Source organism: Candidatus Pantoea carbekii, assembly GCF_000971765.1.
Lineage (GTDB): Bacteria > Pseudomonadota > Gammaproteobacteria > Enterobacterales > Enterobacteriaceae > Pantoea_A > Pantoea_A carbekii.
In genome coordinates this window covers 252,836-276,770 of the sequence record NZ_CP010907.1, presented here as the reverse complement: position 1 = coordinate 276,770, position 23,935 = coordinate 252,836, and the positions used below count along the sequence as shown (strand labels likewise).

Below are 23,935 nucleotides of genomic sequence, written 5' to 3'. Positions count from 1 at the left end.
TTTAGCATAATACTTTTTACTTATATGGATTATAAAGTTTATTAATAACCTTGACAATCTAGGTTTGATTTGCTAATTATTCACGTGCAATAATAGAATCGAAAAACCGAGAATGAACAAAAATTTTTCAATTAATACGAATACCATACTGAAATGTATGTAACTTTCTTAATTAAGTATATAAGTTTTTTAACCGCTTTTTCTATTCATTTACTTATCATCTTATCGATATTGCTTATTGCATGCCAATTGAGTTCATTATTTACTAACATAGTATGTATTGGGCGTACAATACAGACAAGTCACTATTTCGACAAAGTTTAAATTCAAAATCTATTTTTTTCTGATATTTTTTTCAAAATTTTTAATAATCTTTAAAACTAAAAAATTTTACAACTACTAAAATTATAGCCTTTATAACCTTTAATATTTGAAAGATATTTTGATGCTTTTAAATTAACTTATTCTAAATCAATCATATAAATATAATCATGCTGTGCATTACTGTCTGACGTGTGGTCAAATGTTAAAATACCTATGTTTCTAATTAGTCCAGTTTCTACCTAAGTAATATATGGCAATAAATCACTAGAGACTTTATTTGTATTCTTACCGATTTTATTAGATTCCTGTATTGCTAATAGAATTTAAAATAACGTAATACACTAACCTTAAAATTCTGTTTTGCTAAAGTAAATTTATACACAAAAATTCAATAATTAGTTTACATATAATATGTAAATTAATTGTTCACACACTAAGAATCTGTTCCGAGATATATAATTAAAGCATGAGAGCTCTCTATACTCAGTATCTAATGAACTAAAAATTAAATTCAATAAACCAATTTTTTTATTTTTTACAATATGATTATAATCATAGTATTCTAATGGAATGCGATTTAATTCTTTCACACTTTTAAATGCAGAAAAGAAATTACAGAAAAAATTTGATTTGAAATAAATGTATCATGTAACGGAGCGCTATCTCAGATATCTTTATACAAGAGTATTTTTTACCGCTTAATTTTTCAGTACGATTAATAGTTTTCTAAGAAAAATTGTGAAAATTATCTAGGACTATAATATTTTGCTGTTGTTCTAAAAATACTAACATGTATACGATCCGATATATTCGTATTCTGCTCTTTATTAAAATAGGCATAGGTTATTCTTTTAGAATGTCAATAGTAAAAGTTATTGTTATGAAAAATTTGAAAAAACCTATCGCATTACGAATTTAATTTTTAATTGGTAACTTTGTATATATCGTATAGTATAGATTTACATTTAGTACAATTTATAATCACTATTTAAAATAAAATTAATAAGCAGTAAGTTATTAACTATATTTTTTCATAATTGATATAATTACAAGTTTTAGATGACACATTAATCATTATATAATAATATTGACAATATAAAACTAATTATATATCAATAAAATATAATATACAAAAATAGTTTATTGTAAATTCTTATCAATATAATTCTAATGTATTTGAAAAAGCAAGAGAATTTTTACATGAATATGTAAAACATGGGAGTATTAAGATAAAATATATAAATGCATTAACTATTGCAGGTACCGATCCTACTGGCGGTGCAGGAATTCAAGCTGATCTTAAAACATTTTCAGCATTAGGAGCATATGGTACTAGTGTAATTACTACATTGGTAGCACAAAATACCTGTGGTGTACAATGTATATACTATATTGAACCTAATTTCGTTAAAAAACAACTGAAATCTGTTCTAGATGATGTCCGAATTGATACACTAAAGATAGGTATGTTAGCAAAATCTAATATTGTTGAAGTAATAGCAGAATGCTTAACTCACACTCATGTTCCTTTTATAGTTCTAGATACGGTCATGATAGCTAAAAGTGGTGATCCGCTATTATCTCTAGATACAATAGGTAGTATACGACAGTTACTATTGCCTAAAGTATCATTAATTACGCCGAATCTATTGGAAGCTGCTTTATTATTAGAAGATTCAGTAGCTGAATCTGAAACAGATATGTTACTACAGGGGAAATCATTACTTAATCTAGGTTGTAAAGCAGTACTCATCAAGGGAGGACATCTTAACAATGCAAAAGAAAGCCCGGATTGGCTAATTACTCGAAATGATCAAAAGCGCTTTAGTACAGTTCGAGTTAATACACGTCATACACATGGCACTGGATGTACATTATCTGCCGCAATAGCAGCATTGCGTCCACGGCATGATGGATGGATATCTGCTATAGCTGAAGCTAAAGTTTGGTTACAACAAGCTCTACTACATGCTGAATTGCTAGAAGTAGGTAAAGGTATTGGACCAGTCCATCATTTTTATAATTGGTGGTAAATGCTAAATTTGCTTCTTAGCTATAAGATAAATAAAAAAATTTAAGACAATTAAAAATCTGTAAAATATGATTATACATTATTAAATAGTATTGACTATGAGATATCTACTTACAATAACACTCTTGAGTACATTAAATAATAAAATCTAATTTAAAAAAGTAATAGAATAGATATTCTATTACTGAATCAGTATATTTAAATTATTAAATCCTCTTATTTCAAAGATAATCAAAACGATTTACAAAGTACTGTTCATAAGATGGCTCCCCTGACTGGACTCGAACCAGTGACATACGGATTAACAGTCCGTCGTTCTACCAACTGAACTACAGAGGAACTACTTAAACTTACTACATAGTAGCGATTAGTATTGAGTTTGTCAAAGCTATTTTTCAAAATTATGATAGTAATATACTCTAGCAATAACATCATGTTAAGATCTAGTTTTATTGTCTTCCTTTAATATATGCTCTCTTTAAGAATCATACTTAAAAGTTGAAGAATTCATTCTTTTATTAAAAGTAATATTTATAGATTTAGATTTTAATACTATGTCTTACTATATAATGCGCCTGTGTATGCTTTTTAAATTATGTGTATTGTTAAATAAATATTTTTATTTTAAAAAACCTAATTTATAAGATCAACTAGTAGTTAGTTAAATGGTTTCTTTATGGAGACAGTAGATTTTTTATAACTTTATAGATAAATTGAAATATGACTAATCTAGTGATAAGTAATTTTTAAACAATGATGTGTTTTAGTTGATTACATCTGTATTCTCACGTTATTATGTATCTAAAATCTTTCTCAAAGAAATTATTATTAATTCTTAATTTTTTGTTATATATTTTTGATATTAAATCAAATAATTCATAAAAATGATATAAAAGGTTATCTATTCAGTCAAATTAAATCTGTTTTAGTTTTATTTCTTTAAAATTGCATTTATATAGTTTCGCACTGTTACTAATATGAAATATTTCGATAAATATTTTGCCAGTGTAACATAAGAAATTTTACATAATATGTAACTAGTATCTAATGTATTTAAATTTAAAAATTTTTTCAAAATATGTTTACCTTATTAAGAAAAAGAATATATTAAATTATTCAAAATATATTGAATATAATGTTCATTAACATTTTAATAAATTTATTATTTGCTAATAGTAGAAAGAAAAAATGCAAAAATATAATTTTCGTTATCTTGGCAATACCGGAATTAAGGTTCCACCTCTTACGTTTGGCGGTAATATCTTTGGGTGGACAGTAGATGAGAAAACTTCTTTTTCGCTACTCGATGCTCTAATTGAAAGAGGTTTATTTTTTATCGATACTGCAGATGTTTATTCATATTGGGCAATAGGTAATAAAGGTGGTGAATCAGAAACTATTATTGGAAAATGGTTAAAAAAAAGCGGTCAGCGTGATAATATTGTCCTAGCTACTAAAGTTGGTATAGAGTGTTTAACTGGTAAAACTAATTTAAAACCAAATTATATAAAAAAAGCAATTGAAGATTCGCTACGTCGCCTACAAACTGACAGAATTGATATTTACCAAGCTCATCGTGATGATAAAGACACACCATTAATAGACACATTACAAGTATTTGATTCATTAATAAAAGAAGGCAAAGTTCTTAATATTGGTGCATCTAACTATTCAGAAGAACGTTTACAAAATGCTTTAGATATTAGTGAAAAAGAAGGACTAGCACGTTATAAAACATTGCAACCAAAATATAATCTATATGATCGTGACGAATATGAAGGTAAATTAGAACAAGTTGCAATAAAAAACGAATTAGCTGTTATCAGTTATTATTCACTAGCAAGTGGCTTTTTAACTGGAAAATATAAAATATTAGAAGATGTTAATAAAAGCAAACGTGGCCCGTTCGTCATTAAAAAATATTTTAATAAGCGCGGTAAGCGTATTATTGAGTTACTTAAACAAATAGCATTGCTATATAGTTGTTCAGAAACACAAGTCGCATTAGCTTGGTTAATTGCTCGTCCGAATATTACTGCACCAATCGTTAGTGCTACTTCATTACAACAAATTGATGAACTTGTAAAAGCAATGGAATTAAAGTTAAATAAAAAAGATATTGAAAAAATAGATTATATGACAAAAATATAACTTATCTAAAAATTTGACGACTAAGTATTTATTTCCAAAAATTAGTCTATTCTAGATTAGAACAAACGATGATTAAATCACTTTATGCTAATAGTATAGTTATCAGACTTAAATATAATGTTTTTGATTTCTCTTACTTATAATCAAATCGGCCTATTGAGACAAACAGAAAATATTATATGTGTTTAATAATACTATATAAACAAAATATAGTATTATATTGTTTCAAAAAGCTATTATTTTAAATTTGCTTATTTAATTTATTTTGAATAATAGTAATAAGTACATTTAATGTTCATAATAATTAAAAAAATATTATTTTTTTGATATTTGAGCATTATTTAATAATTAAGTTGCATTTAATACTGAATATATATTTTCAGTATACATGTATTTCAAAAAAAGAACAAGATAGCTTGTAAAGCTAACTTTTTAGCGACACAAAAACCTAATTTTAAAATATCTTAAAAATTAAAACTAATAATCTGTATTAATATAAAGTAAAGCTAATACAATTTAATATTATATATCTACTTATAGTATTTAAATGATGGATTTCTAAAAATGAGATTATGCGATAACGATATTGAACTCTTATTAGAAAATGGTGAATTAATTATTGAACCATCTCCACATATAGAGCATATTAATGGAGTAACAGTTGATGTACGTCTTGGTAATCAGTTTCGCACTTTTAGTGGACATACTGTACCGTTTATTGATTTAAGTTGTTCAAAAAATGAAGTCAAAGCTGCCCTTGATCTTATGATGAGTGACGAAATCATTTTGAAAAAAAATCAAACTTTTTTTTTGCATCCGGGGGAATTAGTGTTATCTGCAACATTGGAATCTGTAACGATGCCAGACAATTTAGTTGGTTGGTTAGATGGACGTTCATCGTTAGCTCGTCTTGGACTTATGGTTCATGTTACTTCACATCGAATAGATCCAGGTTGGCATGGACATATTGTATTGGAATTTTTTAATTCGGGTAAATTACCTTTAGGATTGCGTCCGGGAATGTTAATTGGAGCATTAAGTTTTGAACCTTTATCAGGAAGAGCAACACGCCCTTATAATCTTCGAAAAAATGCAAAATATCAGAAACAAAAAGGTGCAGATGCTAGTCGTATTGATAGAGATTGTTTGTTTAAAGAGTGAACCGATATTATTAAAATAGTTATTTATGCCTATCATATTAAAATTAATAAATTCTACGATAGAGCGAGTCGTAATAAATCATGATGTATTATTTTGATAGAAAAGAAAAATATGTCATAATTTTATGATAATGCTTATAAAATAGCCTGTTGAACGAATTTTAAATTTCTAATTCAGATAGGCTATAAAAATTTTGCTAATCTTAAGTTAAACTGAAATTTAGTTTATATTTTTCCTACTAAATCTAAGCATGGTGTTAAAGTGATATCACCTTCTTGCCATTTAGCTGGACAAACTTCCATTGGATGTTTAGCAATATACTGAGCAGCTTTTATTTTTCTAATTAAATCAGATGCATTACGACCTATGCCTTCAGCAGTAATTTCGATACTTTGAATGATGCCTTGAGGATCAACTATAAAACTAGCACGCTCCGCTAATCCTTCAATTTCCCGCATAACCTCGAAGTTACGGGTCATAGTACCGCTTGGATCTCCAATCATAGCATATCTAACTTTTGAAATAGTTTTAGAAAAATTATGCCAGGCTTTATGCGTAAAATGCGTATCAGTAGACACCGAATAAATTTCTACTGACAATTTTTGGAAATCTTCATAATGGTCAGCCATATCACTAAGTTCAGTAGGACAAACAAAAGTAAAATCAGCTGGATAGAAGAAAAAAACACTCCATTTACCTTCAACGTTTTTTTCAGTGATTTCAATGAATTCACCATTTTTAAATGCTGTATTTTTGAAAGGTTTAATTTTAGTATTAATAATAGACATAGTTTCTATCTCCATTGCGCAGAAACTTTATACTGTAAATTTAGATGATATTGTAACTTAAAAAGTTAGAAAAAATTAAATAAATAATATAATATTATCAATATAATTTTTATTATATTGTACATGAAAGAGCTATTAGCTTACATGTAATTTTATTAAATATAAAATATTTATTTATATTTGTACGAGCGCATAGATAGATTATAGTGTTATTATGTGTGCCTTTCCCGCTGCTAAAACTAAAACTAAATGAATTCAAAAAGTAAGAGGTATAGTTATTCTCTAAAAACTGTTGATAAGAATAAATCAATGATGTAATAACTTTTATAAATATATTGATCGAATAAAACGATAATAATATAAATTATTAATACCAAAAATTAACATTTTTATAGAAAATTAAGGTTTATTTATACTGTATATATAAATATATTGCATTAAATATATGTCGTACATCAACTAATATTCCTATTGTACTATTATCAATATCAAAAAATAATTCAATAGAAAAAATTAAGTTCTATTCTATTTATTATTAATTAATTAAGAAAAGTTATTTTAATATGACAAAAGCTATAAAAAAATTTTTAGTAACATGTGCATTACCATATGCAAATGGTTCTATTCACCTTGGTCACTTACTCGAACATATTCAAGCTGATATTTGGGTTCGTTATCAACGACTGTGTGGTCATAAGGTTTATTTTATTTGTGCAGACGATGCCCATGGTACTCCGATTATGCTCAAAGCACAACAATTAGGGATTGCGCCTGAACAAATGATTACTAATATAAAAACAGAACACGAAGCTGACTTGCTTGATTTTAATATAAGTTATGATAACTATCATTCAACTCACAGCGAAGAAAATCGTCAATTATCTGAATTAATTTATGGACGTTTAAAAAAAAATGGTTTTATAAAAAATCGTACTATCTTTCAATTTTACGATCCAATCCAAAAGATGTTTCTGCCTGATCGCTTAATTAAAGGAACTTGCCCAAAATGTAAAGCTGTAGATCAATACGGAGATAATTGTGAAGTATGTGGTGCGATTTACAGATCGACCGCGCTTATTGAACCTAAATCAGTTCTTTCAGGCGCAATGCCAGAACTGCGTACTTCAGAACATCTTTTTTTTGATCTACCATCTTTCAGTAAAATGCTTAAAAAGTGGACACGATCTGGCGCATTGCAGGAACCTATTGTTAATAAACTTCAAGAATGGTTTACATCAGGTCTACAACAGTGGGATATCTCACGTGACGCTCCTTATTTTGGTTTTGAAATTCCAAATACACCAAATAAATATTTTTATGTCTGGTTAGATGCACCTATTGGCTATATAGCGTCGTTTAAAAATATGTGTAATAAATATACTGATATAGATTTTAATGAATTCTGGAAAAAGGATTCTACCACTCAATTATATCATTTTATTGGAAAAGATATTATTTATTTTCATAGCTTATTTTGGCCAGCAATTTTAGAAGGTAGTCAATTTCGTAAGCCAACTAAATTAGTTGTTCATGGCTATCTGACAATAAATGGTCAAAAAATGTCAAAGTCAAGAGGAACATTTATTAAAGCTAGAACTTGGTTGCAATATCTAGATTCCGATAGTTTGCGTTATTATTATGCATCAAAACTTTCTACGTCCATTAATGATATTGATTTAAATATAGAAGATTTTATCAAATGTATTAATGCTAATATTGTGAATAAAGTAGTAAATCTAGCATCACGTAACGCTAGTTTTATAACTAGGCAATTTTCTGGAAAATTAGCGAGTCAAATAGCTAATCCTAATTTATACCAGACTTTTTTAGAAGCTTCTGATAAGATAGGTAATTTTTTTGAAAACTGTGAATTTAATTCTGCAATTCGTGAAATTATGATGTTAGCTGACATAGCTAACCGATATATTGATGAACAAGCACCATGGATATTAGCAAAACAAGAAGGAGCAAATGTAGATTTACATGAAGTATGTTCAATGGGTATAAATTTATTTCGTATTGTGATGACTTGGTTAAAACCAATACTACCGTCTTTGAGTAGACGTGCAGAAATTTTTCTACAAAGAGAACTAAATTGGCAAGATATAATAAACCCCTTACTTAATTGTACAATTCAACCCTTTCACGTAATGTATCGTCGCATCGAAAAAACCGCAGTTAATGCAATGATAGAGTCATCTAAAAATACATTAAAATAGTCAATATAATTAAATTGATATGATTTTTGCTGTTTTCAGTGAAAGTTTTACTATGAAAAGGATTAAATTAGATAATTAGAATTGATTTTCTAAAAATCATGTTCATGATTTTAGAAAAAATTTTAGTCTATAGTTTAGTTAAATTATTTTGAATAAATTTCAGATAGTAAAATTAAAATTTTTGTTAATATTATTCTTATAGTTGTCAGTTAACCCAACATAAAATTCCTATGCATTGTTGTTATATTTGATGTACTACACGTAAAAATTCAGTACGAGTATTGTAGCTAGCTTTAAATAAACCACCTAGAGATGTAGTAGTTGTAGCACTATTACTATCTTTTATCCCGCGTGCTTTTACACAATAATGAATAGCATCGATGGAAACTGCTACATTATTTGTATTAAGTAAAGTTTGTAATGCAATTAATATTTGCTGAGTTAAACGTTCTTGAACCTGTGGTCGTTGAGAAAAAAAATGAACAATACGATTAATTTTTGATAGACCGATTACTTTATCTTTTGGAATATAAGCTACAGTAGCCTTTCCATCAATGATGACAAAATGATGTTCACAAGTACTAGTTAGTGTAATATCATGTACTGTAACCATTTCATCTACTTTCATCTTATTTGGGATAACAGTAATTTCTGGAAAATTAATATAGTCGAGACCCGAAAAAATTTCATTTGTATACATTTTAGCAATACGATACGGTGTCTCCATTAAACTATCATCTTTTAAATCTAAATTTAATAATTTCATAATTTGAGAAAGATGATCAGCAATTTTATTTTGCCGCGATTGTTCATCTATTTTATATTCTTCAGTGCGGAATGGTGTTTCTAGACCATGTTTTAATAGGGCTTGATGAACTATAAGTGCTTCTTGACTTAGAATTCTCATTTTATCCTCGTTTTTATAATAAATAATACATCACAATTAAGTAAATGTTTTTTTGTATACAGAGAAAAAATCACAAGCATATATTTCGATCGCTGACTGAATTTGATTAACTTATTAATTTAGGAAGTAAAAACTATTTATTGTATTAGAATATACCTATTGATATCTTAATAATTATGCAATTCTTTTTATCTTATCAGTTTTATATTTTATAACGCATTTGCAATGCTGACATTTATTTTATTCATACAAGTTCATGATTCAACTTTTAGGTCGGCACGAGAGGATTTGAACCTCTGACCCCTGACACCCCATGACAGTGCGCTACCAAACTGCGCCACGTGCCGAATATCCAAATTGCATCAATACAATATATATACTTAAGAATGAAAATTATTATTTACTTATAAAAAATTTTTCATAAATATTTTATTACTGTTTAGTTTATGATTAGGTTATCATATTAAAGTTTATTTGATTTTATAGCTAACGTTATTTTATTATAAATAAATAAATAACATTGAAAATTAATATAATGTAGAATTTGATTTTAAATATTAAGTATAAATCAAAATTGTATTAAGTACATTTCGCTTTTTTAGTTTGTGATGATAAGTTTACAAATTGAATTGTAAACAAATTATAAATAATACAATTTTTTTATATAATGTGATATACGTGGAAATTTATAAAAATTTTTCACTAATATAATTTATATTCTAATAAAATCAATATGATAAAATCTTTTCTTGAATGGATGGCGTTGAACAGCTTGAATTTTAACTTTAATTTCTTTCCCGTTGAGCAGTATGCTTAGCGCTTCGCTATAAAAATTATTCTGATTTTGCATATTCATAATTACATCGTGCTCCAATTCAATAGAAAGTGCAGTAGTTTCTTTAATTCCGTAAATTATAGCTGGAAATTTGTTTTTTAATCGCAAACGCCGACTTGCACTTTTACCATTTTCTGTTCGTATTTTTGCATTAATAATAAACATTTAGCATCTCTTTAAGAATTTTAAATTTATAGAATCGTGAGATAATATACATCAATATCACTTTCTGAATTTATCTAAAAATAAGGATTATAGTATAACGCTATAAGTAAGATAAGTAAATAATTAATACACAAGTAAGTAATTTTGTATTATCTAATATATATAAATTTTATAAAATTTAACAGAAAATGCGTAGTAAATTATTTTAATAAATACTATTAGTTAGTATTATTTTTACAGTATGATATATTATAATTTTTTTAAATTACAAATATGCATTTTATTTTATATATTACTCTTTAATGAAAGATGAATATATATTTTCATTTTAAATTTAAAGAAATATTTAAAAAAAATTTTATTGCTTTGTGTAATATCCGTACTGTTTATTTAAATTATTTAGTTAAAAAAATAAACAAGAATTTTTTATTTATAATTGTGAATGAGACTAAAATTTAGAATAAATTATGTGCAATGAAATTGCTTTTATATATATAATATTATTATTGATGATGTTCAAATCATTTATATGGTAACAGTATTTAATTATATTTTCATGACTAAAATAATAAACATTTTCATTGATATAAAATACTATATTTATCGAGATAGAAAAATAAGATTTGATATTTGATATTTTAAACTAAAAAAGTTTTAAAAATTAAAAAATAATTATTTTTTAGATTAAATTTATTAATTTAATATAGTTAAAATTTTTACTTCTATTTTATTAGAACAATAAATATCTAAGATAAAAATAATAAACATATAATTTAGTATTTTAATTAAATTAATGCATATTAAAATTTGATATCTTTATAACATATTTTTATTCAAGTGATCATGCGTATCTGTGATAATTTAATAATTAGTGAGTTATATTATTTTTTATTTAAAAAAAAATTTTGGTAAACTTCTAGTTCGGTATATTTTATTATAATGTTATCTAAATTAATTTTAATTTTTAATTTTAATATTTTTTTATAAATATGAATAAAAAATATTATTTGTTAAATAGATATTAATTTTCAAATGCAAATAAACGTTAAATAATTTAAAGTGTTGAATAATGATATTTTTATGATCACAGAGATTTAGTTAAAATATTGTTGATGACATAATTATATGATATTCAAAATAATATAATACAAACATTTAATTATTGAATTAAATTTATAATCGAAATCAATGGTATAAATATCGATAATTTAGTTTAAGCACTGCGATTTTAACCACTTAATTTCATTTGTCCAAATACAAGGATTAATAGTTTCAAGTATAAGAGGTATATTATCAAAACGTGGATTTTTCATAATCCAATTAAAAGCAATTTTACCTATATTACCTTGACCTAGACTATGATGTCGGTCTATACGACCGCCTAATGTGCTTTTTGTATCATTTAAATGCATACCTCGTAAATATTTAAAATCTATTATCTCATTGAATTCACTAAAAGTTTTAATACAATCTTGTTCAGTGCGTAGATCATAACCGCTCGCAAAGGTATGACAAGTATCAATACATACTCCAATGCGTGATTGATCTTCTACATTTTCAATAATTTTTGCAAGATGTTCGAATCGAAATCCTATATTACTGCCCTGACCTGCTGTGTTTTCAATTACAGCAGTAACATGATTAGTTTTGTTCAAAACGATATTAATAGATTCTGAAATACGTTTAAGACATGTTTGTTGATCAATTTTTTGTAAATGACTACCTGGATGGAAATTCAATAATGTTAGACCTAGTTGTTCAGCGCGCTGCATTTCATTAAGAAATGCAGCGCGCGATTTCTCTAGTACTTGCTTATCTGGATGCCCTAAGTTAATTAAAAAGCTGATATGAGGTAAAATTTGTGAAGAACTAAAACCATATTTTTTACAGGCATTTTTAAAAGCATGAATTATCTTTTCTGATAGCTGAGTTGCATGCCATTGTCGTTGATTTTTAGTAAACAGTGCAAATGCAGTAGCTTTAATATCATGAGCACGGATTACTGCTTTGTCTACTCCCCCTAAAATACTAACATGTGCACCAATATACTTCATATTACCTTTCCAAATTACATAATAAAAATACACTAATATAGATTAAGCGTACAACTTAATTTATCTAATAAATAATTAATAACACTCTTAGCTAAATATTTAATAAAATAGATATTAATCTAAAATGATGGCATTTTTATTAAAAATATAATGTTTATATTTAAATTTTTTTATAATTAACCGACTAAAAAAGATTTAAATTGCGGTGATATCCAATGTGTAAAATTTTTACCTTCTTTAGTGATCAGATATACAGCTAAATGTTCTTTAAGAGCTAACATCTTAGCACGTTCGGTTCCTATTACTAATAAAGCAGTATCCCATCCATCAGCTTCTAAGGCCGTAGTAGCAATTACAGTTGCTGAAACTAAATTATGATTAATAGGACGTCCAGTACTTGGATCAATAATATGTGAAATACGTTTACCGTCTAGTTCGTAATAGTTACGATAACTACCTGCGGTACTGATCCCATGCCCTTTGAGTTCAACACGTGCTTCTACTGCATTTTCTCGATCCGTTGGTTTTTGAATCGCTACTTTCCAAGGTTTATCGTATGAACTTTTACCTCGACATAATACTGCACCACCAACCGAAACAAGATAGTTCGTAATTCCCTGTTCTTCCATTAGTCGTGCAAGATGATCAGTGGCATAACCTTCTCCCATAGTTGAAAGGTCGACATATATACTTGGCAAATCTTTTTGTAACCATTGTCCATTAATATCTTGAATTAAACGTAAATGTTCTAAATTTGTTAAGGCTTTTGCTGAGGCAATTTCATTTTCATTAGGTGTATGCAATGGTTCTTGCATTGGACCAAAACCCCATAAATTAACTAATGGACCCACCATAATATTCATGTAACCACCTGTTTTCATACCGATACGTAATGCTTCAGTGACAATATCGGCCATACCAATGCTTATAGGTTGTGGATCAGAACCCTGGTATCGATTAAAATGTGATAATGCTGAGTTTGTTTTCCATGTTGAAAAATCATTGTCATCTCTGTCTAATTGTTCCTGAATAAGACGTCTTAATTCATCCTTGTGATGATTTTTGATATCCATTATGTGTACAGTCCATATAGTACCCATAGTCTTTCCATGCAATATAGTACCTTGATTTGTATCATGATTATTGCAGCTATTTAGCATTTGAACTGCTAAAATGATTAATAGAAATTTCTGAAAACGCATATACTATTCCTCAATTTAGAATTGATTAAAATAATATAAATAAATGAAATGAAATTAATTCTAAAATTAGGTAAAAACTCTTTCTGGTTATTTATACAAAAAATTATTTACTTCGCATGAATAATTATTTTTAAATTTATTAAATATATACATCATTAATAGATCTTGTTAATTATGAATTAATATAGCTAAATCTAAATTATTTAAAGATAAAAATACATATAAATTATTCAATAAATTTTTTAAATATTTTATATATCTTGTATGCTATACAGAATAAGTTTCAAAAAATTAAGCATGATTTTTGATATGAACCACGCTTAATTACATACCTAAAATTTATAAGCTAATCCTAATGCAGCCATGCTACAAGCATTTGTACCGCATGAATCGTTAAAGTTATTATCGTTTAACAAGTTGATTTTAAAGTCACAATAAGCATATAGGTGTTTATTAAAATTATAAGTTGCACCTATACTGACATATTGCTGTAGTTTTCGATGGCCATAATCTTTCACTTTTCCAACTGAAGAAATAAACGCTAAAGACGGTTTCAAACCAAAATCGAATTGATATTGTGCAACTATTTCAAGGTTATTCGTGTAATCTGCATAACCGTAAAGGTAGCCATATCCGCTAGTACCAAAGTGTATTGCGTTATAAGAACGTGTATATGTAGTAGCTAAGTAAAAGTTATTAATTTGATATCTAAAACCTCCAGCGTAAGCTTTTGCTTTATGGTTACGACCTACAATATTATAGGTACGTGAAATTTTTCCATTTTGATTATCAGTACGATAGGATTGAAAAGTTGCTATGCCAATATCCAAACCTGAACCTATATTATAAGTACTACTCAAGCCCCATCCTTGACCATTTTCATTTAATACATCACGACCTGACTCTTCTATTTCAGTTAAATTATTATTTTCATGCTGATACTGAATAGCGAAATTTAAGCCCTTCGCCAAGCCAAAAAAATTATTACTACGATAAGTTAGCATGCCATTACCGCGCTGAAACATAAAATTATCTACATCATAGGTATCACCTCCAAATGCTGGCAAAACATTGGTCCATGTAGAGATATCATACATCACGCCATAATTACGGCCATAATCAAAAGAACCAATATCATTGAATTTCATACCTATAAGTCCTAAACGCACTATATGATTATTTGTGTTTTCAAATTCAGACAATTTCAAAAGCGATTGGTATTCCCACTGACTATACCCAATAATTTGATTGGTTAATTTTGTTTCACCTTTCAAACCAACGCAAACATAGGATTGATCATTATTTGTATTGTCATAATAGGAAGAAAAACGATATGCTCCTTCCAAGGTACCGTAAAAATCTAGCTTATTATTATCTTTATTATAAATTTCAGCAGCGCTTGCTAAATTTACAAACAAAAACAAAGTAATTATAATGGAGAAAATACGAAATGTCATTTTATTGCCCTTGATTGAATATACTTGAATTTTTTTAAATAATTTTTTATAAAAGAGAATATAAATCTATACTAATATGTATATACCATTTGAATTAGTGAAAATAGATTTTTAAAATTTTAATAAATAAACATTCATTTAATATGTAAATATTACAAATATTTACATATTATAAATTGAATTTACATACATAAAAATATATTTTTTTATTATTTTCGTATATAATTATGCGTATTATTGTATTCATTTAGATTTAATAAATCTTGAATCTAAATGACGTATAAATAAATATTGAATTTGTTGAGCAATGAAAAACAAATAACATACGGTTTTTAATTAGAAATTTTTGTAAAATTGGCGTTTTATTTCAAATAACTTCATATATTAAGATATATTATTTAATAACTTTAAAAAATTAGCCCATGTATAATTCATATCGAAATATAGTCCCGTTCTTTCAAGAGATTACGATCCTTAAATACAATTTTTATCTTTAGTAGAACGACAAATCAACAATTTGCTGCTTATTCTTAATTAACTCTCATTTAGATTGAGAACAACTAAAAGAATAATGATATGGCGGATATTATTTATTACCAATAAATAATATCCGCCAAAATAAAAACATTTATTCTCAAATGATTAATAAATTTGATTAACCTTAATTAATATAAAGATAAAAGTAATTTCCATGATTTCATGATAATTAAATTACAAACTTATCATTCTGTTAAGAAAAGAAATAATATAGACCATATTATTTTTATTGACTTTAATCATATAATCAAATTATAGATAAAAAATCATTGATTGTTAATGTGAATTATTTAATTCAAATTTGCTAATCTCTGGACTTTCTATTACATGATCGTTAATATTTTTAAACTCTTGATCTTTTAATGGTTCAACAACACGTTGTAAACCAACAACATTCTCATTTTCGGCAGTACGAATTAAAATCACACCTTGAGTATTACGACCTACTATACTTACTTCAGAGACTCGCGTACGCACTAATGTGCCAGTATTAGTAATCATCATAATTTGATCATTATCAACCACTTGCACCGCTCCAACAACTGGTCCATTACGCTTGGTGACTTTAATTGAAATAACACCTTGAGTTGCACGTGATTTTAATGGATATGCTTTATTAATAGTGCGTTTTCCGTATCCATTCTGTGTTACAGTAAGAATAGCACCTTCTGCACGCGGTACAATTAAAGAGACAACTTTATCATTTTCAGCCAGTTTGATGCCTCTTACACCTGATGCTAATCTTCCTGTAGCTCGAACAGTAGCTTCGCTAAAACGCACTACTTTACCTGCAGCAGAAAATAACATCACTTCATCGCTACCGTTAGTTAATGCAACACCAATAAGCTCATCATTTTTATGTAAATTAATAGCAATAATTCCTGTACTACGCGGACGACTAAATTCTTGTAATGCAGTTTTTTTAACAGTTCCTTTAGCAGTAGACATCAAAATATTAAAACCTTTGGTATATTCACGTACAGGAAGAATAGCAGTAATACGTTCATTTACGTCGAGCGGTAGCAAATTAACTATCGGACGACCCCGAGCACTACGACTAGCTTCTGGTAATTGATAGACTTTCATCCAATATAAACGACCACGACTAGAAAAGCATAGAATGCTATCATGAGTATTGGCAACTAACAAACAGTCGATAATGTCTTCTTCTTTGATACGTGCTGCAGATTTACCTTTACCACCACGTCGTTGAGCTTCATAATCTGATAAAGGTTGATATTTAACGTACCCATGATACGATAATGTCACTATCACATCTTCTTGATTAATTAAATCTTCAACATTAAGTTCTGCACTATTTACCGTAATTTCAGTGCGACGCTTATCTCCAAATTGATCACGAATTTTTTCTAATTCTGTTCGAATTACTGCCATTAAACAATCAGTACTTTTTAGTATGGAAATGAGTTTTAAAATTTGATTAATTACTTCCTTGTATTCAATAAGTAATTTTTCATTTTCTAAACTAGTTAACTTTTGTAATCGCAGATCTAAAACAGCTTCTATTTGTTGTTCAGTCAAATGATAAGTATTATCAAACTTATTAAACGTAGATTTGCTATATATAGAAGAAAATAAATTATTGTTAGAATAATCAAACATTTTTAAAAGACTAGTAGATTTCCATGTTTGAGAAATTAACTCTACTTTAGCTTTAGCTAAAGTGGGAGAACGACGAATTAACTCAATGATAGAATCAATATTGGTAAGAGCAATAATTAAACCTTCAAGAACATGAGCACGTTCACGTGCCTTGCGTAATTCAAAAACAGTGCGACGTGTTACTACTTCACAACGGTGATTTATGAAAGATTTTATGATATCTTTCAACGTCATGATTTTTGGCTGACCTTGATGCAGTGCTAACATATTAATGCCAAATGATACCTGAAGTTGGGTCAATGAATAAAGATTATTTAATACTACGTCACTCACTACATTACGTTTTAGTTCAATTACTATACGCATACCATCTTTATCAGATTCATCACGTAGTGCACTAATACCTTCAAGTTTTCTTTGTTTTACTAATTCAGCAATTTTCTCAACTAAACGAGCTTTATTAACCTGATAAGGGATCTCATGTATAACAATACTTTGACGTCCAGTTTTAACGTCGTTTTTAACTTCACTACGAGCACGGATGTGGATTTTACCGCGACCGGTGCGGTATGCATCTTCAATACCATAACGACCATTGATAATCGCTGCAGTAGGAAAATCCGGGCCAGGTATATGTTTGATCAATTCTTCAAAGCTGATATTTTCATCTTCAATATAAGCAAGACAAGCGTTAATTACTTCTGTTAAATTGTGAGGCGGAATATTGGTTGCCATGCCTACTGCAATACCAGATGAACCATTTATTAATAAATTAGGTATTTTTGTTGGCAAAATTGCAGGAATCTGTTCACTATTATCGTAGTTTGATATAAAATCAACGGTTTCTTTGTCCAAGTCAGACAGTAGTTCATGGGAAATTTTTGCCATGCGTACTTCTGTGTAACGCATTGCTGCAGCAGAATCACCATCAATAGAACCAAAGTTACCTTGACCATCAACCAACATATAACGCATCGAAAACGGTTGTGCCATTCGCACTAAAGTGTCATATACTGCAGCATCACCGTGAGGATGGTACTTTCCAATTACATCACCAACTACACGAGCGGATTTCTTATAAGGTTTATTCCAATCATTACCCAGGACGCTCATAGCAAAAAGCACACGGCGGTGAACTGGTTTAAGACCATCACGTACATCAGGTAAGGCTCGACCTACAATGACTGACATAGCATAATCGAGATAAGAATTTTTTAATTCTTCTTCGATATTGACTAGTGTAATTTCTTTTGCAAGACCGCTCATGGAACTACTATCCCTAATATAATATTGGAGTTTTAAAAGTATTCAAGTATATCACATAGTTTGAAGTCAATGAATGTTAAAGAAGGCTTTCTTTTCAATTTATATGCCAAAATATAAGATCATATAGTCGAACATTTATATGTTAAATCTTAATAAGATTGATATCAATAAATAACTACAGGAAAACCGTTAAAATATATATGAAGTTAAAAAGGTTCGTTTGAAATTTACTGATTAGCTAGCATAATAGTATTGAACATACAGTATATATTTAATATTTGACAGATATTTATACTTGTATGTTTATTTAACCATTTGTATAATAACAAAAATTCTTAATTAAAAAAGTACTCGACCTTAAGTGTAATATAGTAGTATATTAATAACTAATATGATAGAAAAGTGAAAATACATATTCGCATATAGAATAAATTTGATTAGAATGATATTAATTAATGTATGTTGTATGTTATGTATAGAGCAGAGAAATGTTGGTGACTTAAAAAATATTGTATACATTATTAGCAATTTAGCAAAAGTAAACTAGAGATAAATTATGTATTAGATTATTATAATACCCTAAAGAAAGTGCTATCTGCTATTGTTAGATAGTACTATAGATTGACATTCCTTTATAATAGCTATGCGATATACCTAACCTGCTTTCGGTATTTTAATTCTCTGAAACATATAAAGATAAAATTAAAAATAGCAGATTTTGATTATATTTTAAGAAATAGTTTCAATTTTTTTGAAAATTCCTAATAATTTACATACTTGTTAAATATAGAAATTTTTTTTAAAGTTAAAACATAAGGTATTATTAATATAATTAACAATTTCGATCTCTTTAAATCAGAAATATATAAATAAAACAATTTTATTTAATAACAAACTTGCTGACCCTCTAAAAGCATTTGTTACATTTGTAAAATTTTTTTTATTAAATGAAATTTATATTTTTGCTATGAATTTTGTACAGTTATTACTAAACGTAGTGTTTATACATTTATTATTCATCAATGAATTTAGTTGTATTTAATAACAAATTTATTTTCATTTTTACATAGTTACGTAAAGGTAAAAACGCGACATGAACCAGAGTCTATTCGTTACTAAGCGCGATGGTCACCGGGAGAGTATTAATCTTGACAAAATTCATCGAGTTTTAGACTGGGCAGCCAAAGGACTAAATAATGTTTCTATTTCTCAGGTCGAGTTGCGTTCTCACATTCAATTTTATAATGGTATTAATACCTCAGATATTCATGAGACTATTATTAAGGCTGCTGCAGACTTAATATCACATCATGCTCCTGATTATCAATACTTAGCAGCACGTCTCTCTATTTTTCATTTGCGCAAAAAAGCATATGGAAAATTTGAACCACCAAAATTATATGATCAAGTTATAAAAATGGTTGAGATAGGTAAATATGATCATAATTTGCTAAAAGATTATAACTCAAAAGAGTTTGAGCAAATGAATAGTTTTATCGACCATTGGCGTGATATGAACTTTTCCTATGCTGCCGTAAAACAATTAGAAGGTAAATATTTAGTACAAAATCGTGTTACAGGTGATATATATGAGAGCGCACAATTTTTATATATTTTAATAGCAGCCTGTTTGTTCTCTAAATATCCATGCGACATACGTATGAGTTATATTAAGCGTTTTTATAATGCCATTTCAACTTTTAAAATTTCACTACCAACTCCAATTATGTCAGGTGTACGTACACCAACTCGTCAATTTAGTTCTTGTGTTTTAATAGAATGCAATGATAGTCTTGATTCTATTAATGCAACTTCCAGCTGTATCATAAAATATATCTCTCAACGAGCTGGCATCGGTATTAACGCTGGTCGTATTCGCGCTGTAGGAAGCCCCATTCGAGGCGGTGAAGCGTTTCATACCGGATGTATCCCTTTTTATAAACATTTTCAAACTGCAGTCAAGTCATGTTCGCAAGGTGGTGTGCGAGGTGGTGCTGCAACGTTATTCTATCCAATATGGCATTTAGAAGTAGAAAGTTTACTAGTTCTAAAAAATAATCGCGGTGTGGAAGGAAATCGCGTACGTCATATGGATTACGGTATACAAATAAATAAATTAATGTACACTCGTCTTCTTAAAGGCAAAAAAATCACATTATTTAGTCCTTCTGACGTACCAGATTTGTACGATACATTTTTTGCTGATCAAGAGAAATTTGAATATTTATACTGCAAATATGAACAAGATAATCGCATACGAAAACAGCATATAAAAGCTATTGATTTATTTTCGTTAATGATGCAAGAACGTGCTTCTACGGGTCGTATTTATATTCAAAACGTTGATCACTGCAATACTCATAGTCCTTTTAATCCTCATATTGCACCCGTTCGACAGTCCAACTTATGTTTAGAAATTGCATTACCTACTCAACCACTAGAAAACGTTAACGATAAAAACGGTGAAATTGCTCTTTGTACATTATCGGCATTTAATTTGGGAGCAATAAACAACCTTGATGATCTACAAGAACTATCAACGCTTACAGTACGTGCTTTAGATGCATTATTAGATTATCAGCATTATCCTATTCCCGCTGCTAAACGCAGTGCTATAGGTCGTCGTTCGTTAGGAATTGGTGTAATTAATTTTGCTTACTATTTGGCGAAACATAGTGTACGTTATTCTGACGGGAGTGCTAATAATTTAACGCACAAAACATTTGAAGCTATTCAATATTATTTATTAACTGCATCAAAAGAATTAGCAAAAGAAAAAGGTTCTTGTCCATTATTTCAAGACACTACATACTCACAGGGAATTTTACCAATTGATACATATAAAAAAGATCTTGATAGTCTCTGCAATGAACCATTACATTTTGATTGGGAACAGTTGCGCGAGGAAATTAAAATATACGGCTTACGTAATTCTACGCTTTCTGCACTCATGCCATCTGAAACTTCATCGCAAATTTCAAATGCTACAAATGGCATTGAACCTCCACGTGGGCATATTACTATAAAAGCTTCTAAAGATGGTATATTACGCCAAGTAGTTCCAGAATATGATCGTTTGAAAGATCAGTATGAATTATTATGGGAAATGCCTTCAAATGAAGGTTATCTGAAACTTGTGGGTTTAATGCAAAAGTTTATCGATCAGTCTATTTCATCTAATACTAACTATGATCCAAACCGTTTTAGTAATGGTAAAGTACCTATGAAGCAATTGTTTAAAGATTTATTAACAGCATATAAGTTTGGATTAAAAACCTTATACTATCATAATACCCGTGATGGTGCAGGGGATGTACAGCATGATCCTCTATCGCCTATAATTTATGATGGTTGTGAAAGCGGTGCTTGTAAAATTTAATTATATAGGTGTATTTATTAATTATCTATTCTATTGTATCGGTCTTGACAACGATCAATAAATTCACAATTGGACTATATATTATGGCTTACACTACATTTTCACAAAAAAAAAATGACCAACTTAAAGAACCAATGTTTTTTGGACAGTCAGTGAACATTGCTCGTTTTGATCAACAAAAATATAGCTTCTTTGAAAAACTAATCGAAAAACAATTATCTTTCTTTTGGCGTCCAGAAGAAATTGATGTATCACAAGACCGTATTGATTATCAATCATTACCAGAACATGAAAAACATATTTTTATTAGCAATTTGAAATATCAAACGTTGCTTGATTCTATACAAGGACGCAGTCCAAATATTGCATTATTGCCTCTTATTTCGCTTCCAGAACTAGAAACTTGGGTTGAAACTTGGGCATTTTCTGAAACTATCCATTCTCGTTCCTATACTCATATCATACGCAATATTGTCAATAATCCATCAGACGTATTCGATGACATTGTTAACAATAGAGAAATTTTAGCACGTGCTCAAGATATTTCTAAGTATTATGATGATCTTATTGAAATGACTAGTTACTGGCACCTTCTAGGTGAAGGAACACATCATTTTAAAAATAAAAATATTACTGTTGATTTACATACTTTAAAAAAACAACTGTATATCTGTCTAATGAGCGTCAACGCGTTAGAAGCTATTCGATTTTATGTCAGTTTTGCTTGTTCTTTTGCCTTTGCTGAACGAGAATTGATGGAAGGAAACGCTAAAATTATTCGTCTTATTGCTCGTGATGAAGCACTGCATTTAACTGGTACACAATACATGCTGAATTTAATGCAAACCGGTGAAGATGATATAGAGATGAAAAGTATTACAAATAAATGCCGCCATGAGTGTTTTGAACTCTTTAAAAAAGCAGCTGATCAAGAAAAAGAATGGGCTCAATACCTATTTAATAGTGGTTCTATGATAGGTTTAAATAAAGATATTTTATGTCAATATATTGAATATATAACTAATGTTCGTATGAAAGCAGTAGGTTTAGACTTGCCATTTCAAATTCGTTCTAATCCTATTCCTTGGATTAATACATGGTTAATATCTGATAATGTACAAGTAGCTCCACAAGAAGTTGAAGTAAGCTCCTATTTAGTGGGACAGATTGATTCAGAAGTAGGCAAAGAGGACTTCAATGATTTTCAGTTATAATGCGTCAATAAAATACGAATATAATTTTAATATGATTTTTATTTTTAGATAAGCTAAAAATAAAATAAAAATTCAGAGACAGGCGCATAAAGTTGCGCCTGAAAAATAATAACAGGAAAGCAGATTTTAACGTCGTGCTAATAATAATCCCGTAAAAAAACTAACAACTGCAGCTATACTGATACCCTGCCAAGGTTTTTCATGAACGTAATTATCGGCGCGATAAGCAACTTGTTTTGCGCGATAATAGCAATCATCAGAAGCCTGACTAATGCGTAATTTTACTTCTTCCAATGCTTTTTCGGCTTTATCTTTCAATTCAATGTATTTTTGATCGTTTGGATCACCAGAAGAGCGCAGAATTTCTTCCAAAGTTTCTGTCATTAAACTTAAATCCTTATCAAAACGATTTTCGCGGGTCTCAAATTGTTCTGTAGATAACACTTACAATTCCTCCATTAAATAAGGCGCTATAAACTAACTATAGCTGTTAATTTAATCAACTTCCTGCAGATGAAGCATAAGATTTGCCTAAGTTATATTAAGCTATTAATGGTATGATGATGTAAGGCACTTAAATATATATCTTTTTTATTTTACACTATTAACTTACATTAATAT

The 23,935-nt window shown here is 28.5% G+C and carries 13 protein-coding genes, 2 tRNA genes and 1 pseudogene; 6 read left to right on the top strand and 10 right to left on the bottom strand.

Going from position 1 to position 23,935, the window contains the following annotated elements:
• Positions 1-1,553 precede the first annotated feature (1,553 nt).
• Positions 1,554-2,357 carry a bifunctional hydroxymethylpyrimidine kinase/phosphomethylpyrimidine kinase gene (gene thiD / locus BMSBPS_RS00970; RefSeq protein ID WP_044170010.1) on the top strand — a complete coding sequence of 268 codons (804 nt, stop codon included), beginning with the start codon at positions 1,554-1,556 and terminating at the stop codon, positions 2,355-2,357.
• Positions 2,358-2,619: 262 nt separating this feature from the next.
• On the opposite strand, the gene BMSBPS_RS00965 is transcribed toward thiD, so the two are convergent.
• A tRNA-Asn gene (locus tag BMSBPS_RS00965) sits at positions 2,620-2,695 on the bottom strand.
• Positions 2,696-3,544: 849 nt separating this feature from the next.
• Here BMSBPS_RS00965 and BMSBPS_RS00960 point away from each other — a divergent pair.
• Together BMSBPS_RS00960 and dcd are read left to right on the top strand one after the other, a co-directional pair.
• A complete protein-coding gene (locus BMSBPS_RS00960) occupies positions 3,545-4,507 on the top strand; it encodes an aldo/keto reductase (protein WP_022564556.1) in 963 nt (320 codons plus the stop codon).
• 564 nt (positions 4,508-5,071) lie between these two features.
• Entirely contained in the window at positions 5,072-5,668 is a 597-nt protein-coding gene (dcd, locus tag BMSBPS_RS00955; protein ID WP_022564555.1) for a dCTP deaminase, read from the top strand.
• A 224-nt stretch (positions 5,669-5,892) separates the two neighbouring features.
• Here dcd and ahpC read toward each other — a convergent pair whose 3' ends face one another.
• Positions 5,893-6,456, bottom strand: a complete 564-nt coding sequence (ahpC, locus tag BMSBPS_RS00950; RefSeq protein WP_022564554.1) for an alkyl hydroperoxide reductase subunit C — start codon at positions 6,454-6,456, stop codon at positions 5,893-5,895.
• A gap of 563 nt (positions 6,457-7,019) precedes the next feature.
• Between ahpC and metG the strand changes: the two are divergent.
• Positions 7,020-8,660, top strand: a pseudogene (gene metG / locus BMSBPS_RS00945) (methionine--tRNA ligase); the annotation flags it as partial.
• A 256-nt stretch (positions 8,661-8,916) separates the two neighbouring features.
• Here metG and folE read toward each other — a convergent pair.
• From folE to gyrA, 7 genes are all read right to left on the bottom strand, one after another.
• Positions 8,917-9,582: a GTP cyclohydrolase I FolE gene (gene folE / locus BMSBPS_RS00940; protein ID WP_022564552.1), complete on the bottom strand. Its 666-nt coding sequence runs from the start codon at positions 9,580-9,582 to the stop codon at positions 8,917-8,919.
• Positions 9,583-9,855: 273 nt separating this feature from the next.
• Positions 9,856-9,929: transfer RNA gene (locus BMSBPS_RS00935), tRNA-Pro, on the bottom strand.
• A 365-nt stretch (positions 9,930-10,294) separates the two neighbouring features.
• Positions 10,295-10,582: a 50S ribosomal protein L25 gene (rplY, locus tag BMSBPS_RS00930; RefSeq protein ID WP_022564551.1), complete on the bottom strand. Its 288-nt coding sequence runs from the start codon at positions 10,580-10,582 to the stop codon at positions 10,295-10,297.
• Between the two features lie 1,208 nt (positions 10,583-11,790).
• Positions 11,791-12,636, bottom strand: a complete 846-nt coding sequence (gene nfo / locus BMSBPS_RS00925) for a deoxyribonuclease IV (protein WP_022564550.1) — start codon at positions 12,634-12,636, stop codon at positions 11,791-11,793.
• Between the two features lie 176 nt (positions 12,637-12,812).
• Complete coding sequence (gene apbE / locus BMSBPS_RS00920) at positions 12,813-13,838, bottom strand: FAD:protein FMN transferase ApbE (RefSeq protein ID WP_022564549.1); 1,026 nt, start codon at positions 13,836-13,838, stop codon at positions 12,813-12,815.
• 332 nt (positions 13,839-14,170) lie between these two features.
• Entirely contained in the window at positions 14,171-15,295 is a 1,125-nt protein-coding gene (locus BMSBPS_RS00915) for a porin (protein WP_022564548.1), read from the bottom strand.
• 813 nt (positions 15,296-16,108) lie between these two features.
• Positions 16,109-18,721, bottom strand: coding sequence for a DNA topoisomerase (ATP-hydrolyzing) subunit A (gene gyrA / locus BMSBPS_RS00910; RefSeq protein ID WP_022564547.1), 2,613 nt, complete (start codon positions 18,719-18,721; stop codon positions 16,109-16,111).
• 1,093 nt (positions 18,722-19,814) lie between these two features.
• Here gyrA and nrdA point away from each other — a divergent pair.
• Both nrdA and nrdB read left to right on the top strand, forming a co-directional pair.
• On the top strand, positions 19,815-22,100 hold the full coding sequence (gene nrdA / locus BMSBPS_RS00905; protein ID WP_046201076.1) for a class 1a ribonucleoside-diphosphate reductase subunit alpha: 2,286 nt from the start codon (positions 19,815-19,817) through the stop codon (positions 22,098-22,100).
• An 83-nt stretch (positions 22,101-22,183) separates the two neighbouring features.
• Entirely contained in the window at positions 22,184-23,314 is a 1,131-nt protein-coding gene (nrdB, locus tag BMSBPS_RS00900) for a class Ia ribonucleoside-diphosphate reductase subunit beta (RefSeq protein WP_022564545.1), read from the top strand.
• Positions 23,315-23,440: 126 nt separating this feature from the next.
• Here the strand turns inward: nrdB and elaB are convergent, their stop codons facing one another.
• The gene (elaB, locus tag BMSBPS_RS00895; protein WP_022564544.1) at positions 23,441-23,758 is read right to left on the bottom strand and encodes a stress response protein ElaB; all 318 of its coding nucleotides are present in this window, start codon (positions 23,756-23,758) and stop codon (positions 23,441-23,443) included.
• Positions 23,759-23,935 lie beyond the last annotated feature (177 nt).

What these genes read in the sequence shown, in the direction of transcription:
- nfo (WP_022564550.1), bottom strand. Translation starts at nt 12,636, where the DNA reads ATGAAGTATATTGGTGCACATGTTAGTATTTTAGGGGGAGTAGACAAA.
- BMSBPS_RS00915 (WP_022564548.1), bottom strand. Translation starts at nt 15,295, where the DNA reads ATGACATTTCGTATTTTCTCCATTATAATTACTTTGTTTTTGTTTGTA.
- ahpC (WP_022564554.1), bottom strand. Translation starts at nt 6,456, where the DNA reads ATGTCTATTATTAATACTAAAATTAAACCTTTCAAAAATACAGCATTT.
- nrdB (WP_022564545.1), top strand. Translation starts at nt 22,184, where the DNA reads ATGGCTTACACTACATTTTCACAAAAAAAAAATGACCAACTTAAAGAA.
- folE (WP_022564552.1), bottom strand. Translation starts at nt 9,582, where the DNA reads ATGAGAATTCTAAGTCAAGAAGCACTTATAGTTCATCAAGCCCTATTA.
- nrdA (WP_046201076.1), top strand. Translation starts at nt 19,815, where the DNA reads ATGAACCAGAGTCTATTCGTTACTAAGCGCGATGGTCACCGGGAGAGT.
- dcd (WP_022564555.1), top strand. Translation starts at nt 5,072, where the DNA reads ATGAGATTATGCGATAACGATATTGAACTCTTATTAGAAAATGGTGAA.
- rplY (WP_022564551.1), bottom strand. Translation starts at nt 10,582, where the DNA reads ATGTTTATTATTAATGCAAAAATACGAACAGAAAATGGTAAAAGTGCA.
- BMSBPS_RS00960 (WP_022564556.1), top strand. Translation starts at nt 3,545, where the DNA reads ATGCAAAAATATAATTTTCGTTATCTTGGCAATACCGGAATTAAGGTT.
- gyrA (WP_022564547.1), bottom strand. Translation starts at nt 18,721, where the DNA reads ATGAGCGGTCTTGCAAAAGAAATTACACTAGTCAATATCGAAGAAGAA.
- apbE (WP_022564549.1), bottom strand. Translation starts at nt 13,838, where the DNA reads ATGCGTTTTCAGAAATTTCTATTAATCATTTTAGCAGTTCAAATGCTA.